The 12,819-nt window shown below is 51.4% G+C and carries 15 protein-coding genes; 2 read left to right on the forward strand and 13 right to left on the reverse strand.

Annotated elements, in window-relative coordinates; all coding sequences use genetic code 11:
- Nucleotides 1–320, forward strand: a 320-nt coding sequence (locus BM063_RS16740; RefSeq protein WP_218154409.1) for a transposase, incomplete at its 5' end; no start/stop codon positions are given.
- 28 nt (nucleotides 321–348) lie between these two features.
- Here the strand turns inward: BM063_RS16740 and BM063_RS16745 are convergent.
- From BM063_RS16745 to BM063_RS16805, 13 genes are all read right to left on the reverse strand, one after another.
- A complete protein-coding gene (locus tag BM063_RS16745; RefSeq protein WP_092041750.1) occupies nucleotides 349–1,068 on the reverse strand; it encodes a hypothetical protein in 720 nt (239 codons plus the stop codon).
- A gap of 9 nt (nucleotides 1,069–1,077) precedes the next feature.
- Entirely contained in the window at nucleotides 1,078–1,953 is an 876-nt protein-coding gene (locus BM063_RS16750) for a hypothetical protein (protein WP_092041754.1), read from the reverse strand.
- Nucleotides 1,954–1,985: 32 nt separating this feature from the next.
- Nucleotides 1,986–3,059: a hypothetical protein gene (locus BM063_RS16755; RefSeq protein WP_092041756.1), complete on the reverse strand. Its 1,074-nt coding sequence runs from the start codon at nucleotides 3,057–3,059 to the stop codon at nucleotides 1,986–1,988.
- Nucleotides 3,060–3,226: 167 nt separating this feature from the next.
- The gene (locus tag BM063_RS16760; RefSeq protein WP_177199250.1) at nucleotides 3,227–4,537 is read right to left on the reverse strand and encodes a vWA domain-containing protein; all 1,311 of its coding nucleotides are present in this window, start codon (nucleotides 4,535–4,537) and stop codon (nucleotides 3,227–3,229) included.
- 135 nt (nucleotides 4,538–4,672) lie between these two features.
- Nucleotides 4,673–4,939, reverse strand: coding sequence for a hypothetical protein (locus BM063_RS16765; protein WP_092041761.1), 267 nt, complete (start codon nucleotides 4,937–4,939; stop codon nucleotides 4,673–4,675).
- Between the two features lie 79 nt (nucleotides 4,940–5,018).
- Nucleotides 5,019–5,948, reverse strand: coding sequence for a type II secretion system F family protein (locus BM063_RS16770; RefSeq protein WP_092041763.1), 930 nt, complete (start codon nucleotides 5,946–5,948; stop codon nucleotides 5,019–5,021).
- 12 nt (nucleotides 5,949–5,960) lie between these two features.
- Nucleotides 5,961–6,893 carry a type II secretion system F family protein gene (locus BM063_RS16775; RefSeq protein ID WP_092041766.1) on the reverse strand — a complete coding sequence of 311 codons (933 nt, stop codon included), beginning with the start codon at nucleotides 6,891–6,893 and terminating at the stop codon, nucleotides 5,961–5,963.
- Entirely contained in the window at nucleotides 6,893–8,260 is a 1,368-nt protein-coding gene (locus BM063_RS16780) for a TadA family conjugal transfer-associated ATPase (RefSeq protein ID WP_245752333.1), read from the reverse strand. Before BM063_RS16780 ends, BM063_RS16775 begins: the two co-directional genes overlap by 1 nt.
- 27 nt (nucleotides 8,261–8,287) lie before the next feature.
- Nucleotides 8,288–8,974: an SAF domain-containing protein gene (locus BM063_RS16785; protein WP_143085415.1), complete on the reverse strand. Its 687-nt coding sequence runs from the start codon at nucleotides 8,972–8,974 to the stop codon at nucleotides 8,288–8,290.
- Between the two features lie 143 nt (nucleotides 8,975–9,117).
- Nucleotides 9,118–10,293, reverse strand: coding sequence for a CpaE/TadZ family protein (locus tag BM063_RS16790; RefSeq protein WP_092041772.1), 1,176 nt, complete (start codon nucleotides 10,291–10,293; stop codon nucleotides 9,118–9,120).
- Between the two features lie 327 nt (nucleotides 10,294–10,620).
- On the reverse strand, nucleotides 10,621–11,145 hold the full coding sequence (locus BM063_RS16795) for a hypothetical protein (protein ID WP_143085416.1): 525 nt from the start codon (nucleotides 11,143–11,145) through the stop codon (nucleotides 10,621–10,623).
- A gap of 140 nt (nucleotides 11,146–11,285) precedes the next feature.
- Complete coding sequence (locus BM063_RS16800) at nucleotides 11,286–11,762, reverse strand: hypothetical protein (protein ID WP_143085417.1); 477 nt, start codon at nucleotides 11,760–11,762, stop codon at nucleotides 11,286–11,288.
- A 154-nt stretch (nucleotides 11,763–11,916) separates the two neighbouring features.
- Nucleotides 11,917–12,375, reverse strand: coding sequence for a prepilin peptidase (locus BM063_RS16805; protein ID WP_177199251.1), 459 nt, complete (start codon nucleotides 12,373–12,375; stop codon nucleotides 11,917–11,919).
- A gap of 164 nt (nucleotides 12,376–12,539) precedes the next feature.
- Here BM063_RS16805 and BM063_RS18400 point away from each other — a divergent pair.
- Nucleotides 12,540–12,819, forward strand: a 280-nt coding sequence (locus BM063_RS18400) for an IS5 family transposase (protein WP_143085418.1), incomplete at its 3' end; no start/stop codon positions are given.

Raw genomic sequence — 12,819 nt, forward strand, 5'->3', positions numbered from 1 at the left:
TGAAGGTGTTGCGTCGCCGTTATCATCGGAGTGAGCGGTTGTACATTGTGCTGGACAACTTTTCCCCTCACCACCATAAGAAAGTCAAGACTTGGGCCCGTGAAAACAACGTGGAGTTGATCTATACGCCGACATATGCATCTTGGTTAAACCGGATTGAATGTCATTTTGGCCCGCTTCGCAAGTTCGTTTTCGAAGGAAGCAATTATTCATCTCATGATGAATTGGCTAAAGCCATCCAAGCATACATCCGTTGGCGCAACAAAAACAAACATCACGAAGCCATCTTAAAAGAACAAAACAAGATCAAGGTTGCCTGAAGGGGCATTACCTTCCAACCAAGCATTTTTACCGCCAACCCTCCCAAGCTCCCCAGTCTTCTTCTTGAAACGCTTCCTTCCCTCCGTTCCAATCGATGTAGTAATAGGTGATGATAAAGGTAAACAAAGGAAGAAATAAGAGATTCAGGACCAATTGCACCACAGCAATGACGAGAAAACGGGTAGTTAGATATAGAGTGCCGTTCAGGACAACATATTCAACAATCATCTCAAACAAACCGAACAGAAAGACGATGAGGAGCAATTGAAAGAAATGTTTTTTACCCATTCTAAAGGCCCGTTTAAATCCCTTCCACCAATGTTTTTTCTCGATCACAGCTACATAGGGAAAAAGATATAGCCAAACGGCGATTAGAATTCCGGGAACGATAAACAACAATCCACCGAAAGCCGACAAAAACGCATAAAGAATTCCCATGATATAAACGGGAAAAATATGTTCCAAAATACTGCGAAACCCGTCCTTAAACCGGACATCTTCCCCCATCGCATCCCGGTAAGCCAGTTCAATAAATGGTATCTGGGATACGGACAAAGCCAACAACACAAGAAACGCGCGGAAAAAGTGAGCGATGAAAAGAAGATCCAACGCTCCGTAGTATCGAAAAAAATAATTGGTAAATATCAGGGCGAAGAAATAAACCGGAGTGATCAAGAGCAGGCCTAGTATTAGTACGGTCCAAAACCGATGCATCATCAAAAGAAACGCATCCCGGATCTGGTTCATCTCTTCACCTCATTTGCCTTCGCTTTTCTCCTCATCCCGCGGGTTCCTTGTAATGGAGAATACCCACTCAAAGTGCTTTTCTGTATTTTTTTCCCTCCGTATGTCATTCCGTACATCCTCATGCGCCTCCAAATCTGCCTTATTTGTAATCGTCATCGCCTGATGATGTTTTTTTAACCGTCGATAACACCACCAAAAGGGAAAACGGGTAATGGACACCCGTGAGGAAAGATACCCCAAAAACTTCTCCCTTTCTTCATAGGTGGACACCTGAACATCGTGTTGAATGAACAAGCATTCGATGTAGCGATAAAACCGGGATCGAAGTCTTTGAACAAATTCCTCTGTAATCACATAGTGGGTCGATAATTCGTGTAACATTTTCTCTGTGTCTAAGACAATTTCCCGGAGTTCCTGCTGTTTCTCCAGGGCCTTTCGGGGAATGCTCCGGAAGACGTCAAAGGCTGTCTGAATATCCGGTGGCAATGGCTCGTTCAGAATGTCCTGAATCCGGTTCAGCAGCCTCTCCAACTCCTCCCAGTTATATGTCGAACGATTCGCGTAGCGTGGCCCCGCAAGCAAAATCTCCCGAAACATCCCATCCGTGGAGTTGATCATCCTCAGCGGCTTTTTCGCCTCTGAAAACGGTGGAACCGTTCCATCTTCCCGGATGACCAAATACCCTTGGGATGTTTTAGTGGGATTAAACTTTCCACGGACATAGGTGGAATAATAATAAAGTTTGCCCGACACCCACGCCCGACTGGGTCCTACATTTTCGCTTTCTCCCTCTTTCTTATACATTGCCGCTGCTTTTTTCACCGCCTCAGGAACCACCGGGAAGGGCTTTCGGGGTTTTAAATCGGGCCGGATTCGTTTTTTCATTTTCATTCCCCTTTTCTCTATGTTTCAGCGTGTTACCATCCCAACAAGTTTCCAAGCTTCTTTACGCCGCTTTTCACTCCGTTCCATGCCTTCTTAAAGACCTCCCGATGTTTATACCCCCAGCTGACTGCTCCCAGCACTGTTCCCGTTACCATCAATGTAACTCCCAAAGGTGTGGGCCCTGCAAGGGTACCAGCAGCAAAGAGAACGTCCCCTCCGGATCCGATGGCATCGAAAATGGCATCAGTTCGATCTTGTCCTGTAGAATTAATGGCCTTCACCGTGTGCATCACTGTCTCGGTTCCCGAAAGGGTAATATCGACTATCGCAATTCCTTTACCCAATTTGCTGAGAGCAAACCCGTTACTTTTAGCCGCTTCGTTCCATTGCTTCAATGAATTTATCCATTTAGTAATTCCTTTACCTTGGAGTATCTCTCCTCCAGCTCTCGTACCCTCAACAATTCCTCTAAGTCTTTGAAAATCTTGATACTGCTTATAAAGCTGTATCCCTTTGTCGGCACGATCCCAGGTATCATGAATAAATTGCACCTCTTTATACTCATCGGGGAATAAGCCCAATATACCCCGGTACGCGCCAGCCTTGCTAAAATAAATATCTAAACCGGTTAATTTTTTTTGTTGATCAAGGTCATAAAGCGAAACAATACCAAGACCTATATCCTTAAAAGTCCACTTGAAAAATTTCCACCCCGTTGAATCAACAAAAGTATCATTTGAATCGGATTTATTGGAATCCCCTATTGTTCCGGATGAATCAGGCTGGTTTTGGTCCGACTTTGACAGTGAATCCGGTATGGGTTTGTTGTCCGGTATTGGTTTGTTGTCAGGTATGGGAATATTGTCGGGGATGGGCCTGTTATCAGGTATCGGAATATTATCCGGGATGGGCCTGTTATCAGGTATCGGAATATTATCCGGGATGGGCCTGTTATCAGGTATCGGAATATTATCCGGGATGGGCCTATTTTCGGGTATGGGGAATGGATCTGCATAAGCCACTGCCAAGCCTAAAAATGGAGAAATGAGAGAAATAAGATAGATAAATAGAACCATCAAGGCTACAAAACGGGATTTGATCTTCATTGACTCCCTCCAGGATTTAGAAATATAATATATTTAATTTTGTAAGGAACAATTTATAATTTACGTGAAAAAGAGAAATGTGAGGAGAAGGACTCAATTTTTTGTCACACCGCAAGGATTGACAAAAATTGGTCCCTCACCTTTCTACAAATTCTGTCACCCTAATTTCATTGTCTATATTTTTCCTCCATTTCCTTAGCCTTTTCTTCTACTCTTTGTTTTTCCTCACGCTCAGCTTGTTCAAGTTGATCTTTCAATCTCCCAAAATTATCCAATCTATATTTATTAAATAATCTCCACCTATCCCATATTTTTTCATCCAATGTATACTTAGTGCTTTCTTCTTCCAACTTTCCTTTCTCTGCAAGGTAATCTTTTGCCTTAAGCATTCGATCTCTTTCTCTCGCATATTTATCAATCATGGTGACTTCGGCTTTATCTAATGTTTCCCATTTCTCCGACCATAGTTTACTTGCTTCTAGATAGCTTTCTGTCCCCCACATTTCCCACTCATCAGCTAGTCGTTCATACTCCTCTTCCAAATGCTTCCTAAGATCCTCCCCGGTGTTTACCGTGGTGTATTTACCCCCGCCAGCCTCCGCTACCTTCTTCAACGCACGCTGCCCTTCATTGTCCACATCAAAACCGATAATGTTGACAATCGCCTGGATCTCCGACTGGTGCAGCTCCTTTGCCGCCTTAACCGGATCCCCGCCACAGGTCTCGATCCCGTCGCTCACCACGTAGATGATGTTCTCCACTTTCTCCCCCGTCTTCCCGCTCAAATCGCTCTTCGCCTGCTCAATTGCCGCCGCAAGTGGAGTCCAGCCCGTCGGGCGGAACTTGTCTAGTGACTTCTGAAAGGACGACTCGTCATAAGCCCCCAGAGGATAAACCACTTCAGTGCTCTTGCAAGAAAGTTCCTTGTCCTTTTGCTGGTTGCTTCCCTTGTGCCCGTAAACCCTTAGTGCCACCTGGGCACCCTCCGGCAGTTTGGAAACGAAGTTCCGGATCGCCCCCTTAGCCAGGTCCATCTTCACTCCGCCGCTCACCCGGCCAGCCATGCTCCCGCTGGCGTCCAGGAGAATCTCCACGTTCACCTGTTTGGGCAATTCCCCTTCCGGAGTGTTGACGCCTCCGGGCTTCTTAATGTTCGTTCTGATGGTGGTATCAAATTTGTTCAGTATCTCAAGTTCTGGTTTATAATCCTCAGCCAGCAGAGCCACCAGATGGCTGTAAGCTTCATCAGCCGTCAAATTATTGGGCAATTTGTCCAGCTCCGCCTTCACTTTTTCCTCGTCATACTTATCCCCGGCATACTTCCCCGGTCCCTCCCTTAGCATATCCTCCACATTATTAGCCGCTTGCTTTACCTGCGGTTTCGATGAGGCGTTAGTACCCCCGGACTCCTCCTGCTGGGAACAAGCAATGAGAAAAAGAAAAGAGAGAAGCAGCCAGCTGATTTTCCTGAGATTCACCAATTGACACCTCGCAAAAAAGAGGAGAAATAGGTACGTCCTAGCAACAACGATTTTCTTTCTCATATTTTGTTAGTAACAGTGGGGGAGATGGGATTTTCCCCCACCTCCACCCAATCCTCTTTTTTTCTTTTGTCAATTATCATCTTTCTTATTTTGATCACTACCAGAATCTCCGCCGCTATTGATAGCACCATCAACTTGTTTCTCAACAAAAGTCTTTATCTTACTCTGTATGCTGGACGCATTTTCACCACTAAACACATTGTACAGAATACCCGCAAACAGAGCTCCGACGGCAATGATGATGATGTACTCCATTGTTGGAGATCCCTTCTTATTAGACAGAGCCCGTTTGTAACCGAGACCTGAACGAACGATACCCTTAATCCTTTCCTTCATCGTTTGAACTCCTCCTTTCGCTTTTTTATTTGTTTACTTGAAAATCAACCGCAAACCTTTTTCCGAAAACACCACCTCCTTAAAAGCCAACATTTTTAAAGATGCTGTCTTCCCCGATGAAATACTTCAGAACGAAGGAGCCAAACATGAGAAGCATGATGGACGGACCGATGACAAGGCCGCTGACCAGAGAGATTTTCGGGGCGGCTTTTCCCGCCGCTTCTTTGGCCTTCTCGGCCCGCATGCTTCGGATTTCCTCCGCTTGCTGCATGAAGATGTCGGAGACCGGCGTACCCAAATTGTGAGCTTGGATGAGGGACTGGAGAAGGGCCTCCAGCTCGGGGGAAGTGGTCCGCTGCATCAGGGCGCGGTAGGCGCTTTCCCTCTGAACCCCAAAGCGAATCTCCCGGTTCATCCGGGCAAACTCTTCGCTCAAGGGCCCGCTGAAAGTCTGTACGTAATGATTGAGAGCAGCGTCCATGCTCATACCCGCCTGGAGCGTGATGCTCATGATATCAAGAAAGTCCGGAATCTCGCGGCGTATTTTCTCCTGACGACGTTTCGCAATGCGCCGGACGAGCCAGATCGGCGACATGTAGCCTGCAAAAATACCACATACCAAAACGATCGGTCCCATCGGCAATCCGAGGAGGAAGTACAACAACCCAAAACCCCCGAAAAGTATTACCCCTACGAGCTTGGCTCCCTGGAGCCGGTCAACTGTCAATCCGTAAGGATACCCCGCCTTGACCAAAATATCTTCCAGCTCCTCCGGTTCACTTAACAGCTGTATCTTTTCCCCCGTCGGAGCCAATCGATCAAACCAAGTATGGAGCGTTTTCAGCCAATCTCCCGTTCTGCTGGACTGTTCCACCAGCGGATGGATCTCTTCTTCCAGATACCGGTGCAGGGATTGGTGTTTGCTTTGGAAAGAAACATAGGAGACCAACGAAAAAAGCATCGCCATCCATGCAAAGATCACCACAAGCAGAATTCCTTCGAAACCCATCCCATTATCTCCCTAAATTTCGATGTTGGAAATCTTCCGGACCAATAAAACACCTACGATCTGCAACACAATAAAGATCCCGGCAATGATCATTCCGAAAAAGGTGGTAAAGAGATCAAAGAAACCGTCTATCATCCGACTCATCATAAATACAATGAAGACGGAAATGACCGGAAGCATGTAGGCGGAATAACGGGCTTGGGCGGTGACGGAACGGATTATTTGACTGATGATTTTCCGCTCCTCCATCGTGCTGGCCATCTGGGCCATCACCCGGGCCAGGTCCCCCCCAGAGCGCTGCTGGATGATCAAGGCGTTGACAAAGACGTGCAGATCCTGGGAGTATACACGCTTCAGCAGCTCCTGAAGGGCACCCTCCAAGTGCCGACCCAGCTGGAGCTCCTGCACCACAATCTCCAGCTCCTTCCGGATTGGAGACGGCAACTCCTTGACTGCCAGTTCCAATCCCTGGGGGATGGAGAGTCCCGCCCGTGCGGCGCTGCTCAAAAGCCGGCAGGCTTCCGGCAGCTGATTATCGATTTTGGAGACATAGAGGTGTCTGCGGGAAAGTAGAAACAAATTGGATGCCACCGGGGCGAGGGAAAGACCAATAACCAAGCATATCAACTGATTGATTTCCAAAAACCAGCTTAGAAGCAGTCCGAATAGGAAACCGCCCACGAGAACGATCCCGCCGTACTCCGCCGGGCGCAGCCGGACGCTGGCCCGCTCCAGCTTGGGCTGCAGTTTCTTCGCCCAGGCCATCTGATCAAGCCATTCCACCAAAGAATCGGACCAGCGCACGTCGCTTCCCCGCTTGATCCACCGGCTCACCCGCTCCCGGGTCTTCGAGCGCTCCCGGTACATATTCAGCAGGAAATAAAGGGACCAGACCGCAAAGAAGAGGGACCCCCCTGCCAGCAGTGCGGACAGACCACCGACCATCAATCCATCCCCCTTTTCTTCGGCGTAAAGATGGCCGGATCCACGGGAACGCCGTAGGCCTTCAACCGCTGGAGGCAGCGGGGACGAACGCCGGTCGCGGTGAAATAACCTTCCACCGCCCCCTCATCCGTCACCCCCGTCTGTTCGAAGCGGAAAATTTCCCGCAGCCGAAAAGTGCTGTCCTCGCTCTTCTCCATTTCGGAAATGGAGAGCATTTTGCGCTTTCCGTCGGGCAGGCGGCCGATCTGGATGATGAAATCGATCGCGCCGACCAAATATTCCCGAATGACGGAGGAGGGAAGCTCCGCGCCGGACATGATCACCATCGCCTCCAGCCGCCGCAGGGCGTCCTCGGGAGAGTTGGCGTGAACGGTGGTCAGGGAACCTTCGTGACCGGTGTTCATCGCCTGGAGCATGTCGAAGGCTTCGGCGCCGCGCACCTCCCCGACGATGATCCGGTCGGGACGCATCCGCAAGGCGTTCCGCACCAGCTGGCGGATCGTCACTTCCCCCTTCCCCTCCACGTTGGGGGGACGCCCCTCCATCCCGGCGACGTGGGGATGGGGAATCCGCAATTCGGCCATGTCCTCAATGGTGATGATCCGCTCATCCTCGGGGATATAGCAGGCCAAGGCGTTGAGCAGGGTGGTTTTCCCGCTGCCGGTTCCCCCGGAGATGATCAGGTTCAGCTTGGCCTTGACGAGACTGGTAAGAAACTGGGCCATCTCCGGGCTGAGGCTGCCGAATCCGACCAATTCGTCCAGGTAGATCGGTTCCTTGCGGAATTTCCGGATGGAGAGCAGGGGGCCCTTGAGGCTGATCGGCGGAATCACCGCATTCACCCGGCTCCCGTCGGGGAGACGGGCATCCACCATCGGCGAGCTGACGTCGATCCGGCGGCCGATGGGGGCGACGATCCGGTCGATGACATTCCGCAGGGATTCCTCACTTGAAAACTGGATGTCGGTCTTGTACAGCTTCCCCTTTTTCTCGTAAAACACTTCGTTGGGCCCGTTCACCATGATCTCCGTGATTTCCTCATCCTCCAAAAGGGGCTCAAGGGGCCCGTAACCGACGGACTCGTCAATGATGCGACCGATCAATATGTCTCGTTCATGCCGGGGAAGCACCACTTGCTCTTCGGCCAGGTAGCGTCCGATCAGCCGGTCCAGGGTGACCCGGAGCTCCGAGGACGACATCCGGGTTAGCTTCTCCAGATCCGTTTCCCTGAGGAGGCGCGCCTTGAAGTGCTGGGCCAGCTGTTCGATGCGTGACTCGTTCACCGGTCTCCGCTGGGAAGAAGAACGCGGGGAAACCGGCCGGACTTGCGAACTGCTGCGCATCTTGGCCCGTTTGAAGAGGGACACGTGGAGGCCTCCTTTCACCTATTAACTTTAATCCAGGTCCAATTGCTGCTCATCCAGATTGGAAGGAAGCGATTGGTTGCCTGCACCGTTGGGGTTTTGATTTCCCTGATTCTGCTGATCTTCCGGCTTCTCCACTTTGTCGGGCACTTCTTGGTTGATGGAAACTTTTTCCTTGGATTTTTCTTGGGGCGCCTTTAGAATGCGAACGGATTGAGCAAAATTCTGGGCATCGATGAACCGCTTCGCCTCTTCCAGGGTCATCTCCAGCCAAACTCCCGAAAATTTGCCTTCCTCCCCTGAAGCGGCCGCGACCAACACATCGGTGTCAAAGATCACCGTTCGCTTCGACCCGTCATCCCCTCCCCAGGAAACAATGATGTCGGCGCGGTCCTGGGCATTGAGGGGCTGGTCAAACACAATGCGGTCCGAAGCGGGCACGTATACCAGGCGTTTGTTCCCACTTGTGCCCAGCTCCTTGGCCGGTTTCAACAGATTGCCGTCCAGCACATCTCCCTTTTTCAGAGGGACGATTGTCACAAATTCATCGATCTTATTCAGGTTGGTCACCGTCGACTGCTGAACAAACTTCTGGGGGACTTCCACCGCTTCAAACTGTTCCGGCTTCAGGGGCTGGCGGGGCTGGATGTCCGTCTTCGCCACAAAAACCGTCACTTGATTTCCCAGCTGGGATTCCACCGCGCTGACGCGCTGCATGAAAAGGACCCCTGCCAACGCGGCCAAAACGAGAGAAATAATGGCAAAGATGATTGCTCTGCGTTTCGCATCCTGCATGGATTTGACACCTGCTTGCCTTGAGTTTTCATTAAGTTTCAGTCAGCGATGAAGCACAAGAGCCTTTATGAGGCAGAACGTCCGGACTGCTGAGCCAACAGGGCGCGAGCCAGCTTCTGCACATCCCGGGCGAAGGGGGATAGACCGCGCTCCCGGCGGGATGTTCGCAGGGGATGCCCCCGGTTGATCGCCTGCTGGATCCGCTTGAAATCTTCCTGGAATATGCCGGCCACGGGGAATCCGAAATGCTGCTGAACATCCCGGGCATCCAGTTCCGAATCCCGGCTCACCCGGTTCAGCAAAACTTCCAGCCGGTCGGTCGGATCCACATTAATCTTGGCGTACAGATCCAACACCCGGGAGAAGATGCGGAAAGACAGGGCGTCCGGGGTCATCACATAGAAGATCCGGTCCGCCTCCTCCAGGGCGGTGTAGGAAATCGGGGTCATCTCCGTCGGCAGATCGACCAGGACGTAATCGTAATAGAGCCGTGCGGCCCGGAGCAGGCGCTCCACGTGCTCCTCCCCGATCTGTTCGCCGATTTCCGCATCGGCGGGGCTCACCAGGACCTCCACCTGGGAATGGGGTTCCACCACGGTGACGCTGCGGATATGGTTGTCGTTCAGCTCCTGCAGCACCGGGGTCAGGTCGTAGAGGGTGCGGTCGTTTTCCACTCCCAGGTAGGTTTCCACTCCTCCATACTGCAGGTTGAGATCGACCAAAAGCACGCCGACCGTGGACTCCAGCATCAGCGTCTGGGCCAGCGTGGAGGCCAGCAGGCTGCGTCCGCAACCTCCCTTGCCGCTGGTAAAGGCGATCACCTGTCCGCGCCCCCAAGCGAATTCGGCGGCGGCTTCCCGGCTCCCGCTGCCCAGCTGCCAGGCCCTCAGCGCGCGCCCCAACACGTCTTCCAGGGCGTTGATCTCCTCCGGCAGGAACAGGAGATCAAAGGCGCCGGCCCGGTTGACATCCCGGGCGCGGATGGGATCCCGGCGCTCGGCGAGATAAATGATGAGTGCATCGGAAACTTCCCGTTTGATGAGGGGAATCAGGGCGATGCCGGATCCATCCTTCCGTTCATGGAGCAAGACGATATCGGGTTGCAGGCGGGAAATTTCGTGCCGCACCTCATCGGGATGAATATGTAAATGCTGCGGAAACATCCCCTTCACCCGGGCGGCGATATCCTGGGCATAGGCAGGATCTTCGCTGATGAGCAACAGTTTGACGTCAGCGTTCAAATTTCGGTCCTCCCCTGTTTGACGTTGTCGAGTCGACCATCCATAAGCCGATCATTGCCGCATGAACCGTCACAAGGACAATGAAACGGGAAATTTGCAATGGGCATTACAGATCTCCGGCTCTCATCAAGCCCCGGATGAGGACAAAAATTGGATAATGTAAAAGGAACCGTTAAGAACTCTCATATTCCACAATAATCTCATCGTTTGACATTATATCCCCATATCCTCCCAATTGGCAAGAGTTTCCCACCAACAACAAGATTAATTGTTCGGCATATTTTCGATTTTTCCCGAGAAATGCGTTCCTTTGAAAAGGGAAGGCTTTCATCCCTTGTAAGAAGAGCTGCTCCCCGCCGACCAGGCTTCACGAATAAAAGCATGAAGAAATGCGTGGACAACGGCGAGAATCACGAACACCGACGCGCAAAGGAAGACCACGAAAGCCTTCCGCGATGCATATCGACCAAACCATTGTGCCCAAAGAACCGCCAACCCTCCCAAGGAGCCGAAGGCGACCAACAGTTTTCCCGCCGGTGTTTTGGGCCTTTGCAGTTCGTCCATGACCCACCCGCTGTACCGATGACCCGCGAGAATGCCCAGCAGGAAGATGCCCAGCACGAGAAGAAACACACCGACCGATCCATGCATGATGCGCGCTGCCAGAATCGCGGCCAAAATCGCTGAAACATCCACATGAGTCAATCCGAACAGGATGCGGAACTTCCGGGAACGATGCCACCTTTTCGCCCTGCTGAACAAAACAAACAGGATCAGCAGCGCGCAATAAATACCGCCAAGAACAGCGATCGTCAGGGACGTTTCCGGGATGAAAGTGACCGCGATCAGCATAAATACGGGAAAAACAATCCCTTGATACACGCCGTAAGTCTCTTCTTTTTCCGATTTGTTTCCGAAACCCATGATCTCCCCTTGCCGTCATTCAAATTCTCTTTGCCCGTCAGCTTCAGTCAAAATGCCGAAACCTCTTCTCATCCTTTTTCCGGCCAGCCCGCCCGGGCACCGGCATGAACAATGACAAGAACCAACAGGATACAGGCGCAGAGAAAGGCAGCAACGGCCACGCCCGATACATATTGCGAAAACCAGTAGGAAAGAAGTCCGGCCAGCCCCCCTCCCAGCGATCCCAAAGCGAGCAACAGTTTCCCCAACAGGGTTTTCGGTTTTTTCAGTTCGTCCACGATCCTTCGGCTGTACCAATGACCCGCGAGAATGCCCAACAGGAAGATGCCCGTCACAAAAAGAAACACAACGGCCGACCCCTTCAGCATTCGGGCCACGACAATCGCTGTGAAGATGGCGGTGGTGTCCAACTGGATCAGCAGCCACAGCGTGCGAAATTTTATGGAACGGTGCCACTTTTTTGCTTTGCTGATAAATACAATCAGGATCAGCAAAGCGCAATACAGGCCGCTGAACACGGCGATCCACAGCGACGTTTCCGGCACAAAAACGGCCAGGAACAAAAAGAATATGGGGAGAAAGATCGCCTGATAAATGCCGTGAGTCTCGTCCGCCTCCGGTTTGCTTTCGAAAGCCGCGGTTTTTCCACACGCCGCATCGGTCTGTCCCCTCGATCCGTTGCGTGTCGCTATCCACTCTTTACTTAAGAAATCCGATCCATCCGTAGGAAAGAATCAATCCGGCCAGGATATAGGGGGCAAAGGGGATCTCCGCCTCGCCCTTGATCTTCTCCCGGCGCAACAGCTTCCGCGCCAGGATGTAGAGGGCGGCCAATAGATGCGAAAGGATGAATACCAACAGAAACTTCTCAAAACCGAGGGCCAGCCCGATCAGGCCGAATACCTTGATGTCCCCCCCTCCGATGGCCTTCCCGCCGGTCATCACCGCCACGGTGGCCAGGGCGAAGGTGACGCCCACTCCGGTGAGGAGGTAATCCCACCAGGGTTCTTCCCGAAAAAAGAAGCGGACGGCCGCCACCGCCCCCAGACCGACCAGCACGAACCGGTCGTAGATCAGCCGCTCGCGCAGATCGGTGATCGTTGCAAAGATCAAAACAATGATCAAAACGACGAAAACGAAATGTTCCGCCAAATGCACACCGTTCATCCTTTGATGTAATTAATTGATAAATCCATTCGTTATGCAATTATTATAGACTTTACTAGTTGGAGAAACAAGGTAATCTAAGGAAGTCTATAAAAATACGACAAAATGACTACAAGCTATTTCAAAAACATGATCTGCCAATGTAAAATGGAAGTATGAGTACGAGACATGAGCTGACAGACGAACAATGGGCTGTGATTGAACCTCTTCTTCCCAAACCCAAACCGGGACCCGGACGTCCGCCCGCAGATCCGAGAAAAACCCTGAACGGAATTCTCTACGTCTTGAAAACCGGTTGTACTTGGGCGGACATGCCCCGACAATATGGTTCTCCCACCACCTGTTGGCGGCGATTGAAACAATGGTCGGAAGACGGAACATGGGAGCGGATTTGGCGCGCGCTGTTAAGTCGAATGGATGCGGAAGAGAAAATCG

The sequence above is a fragment of the Planifilum fulgidum genome, from assembly GCF_900113175.1.
Taxonomy (GTDB): Bacteria; Bacillota; Bacilli; order Thermoactinomycetales; family DSM-44946; genus Planifilum; species Planifilum fulgidum.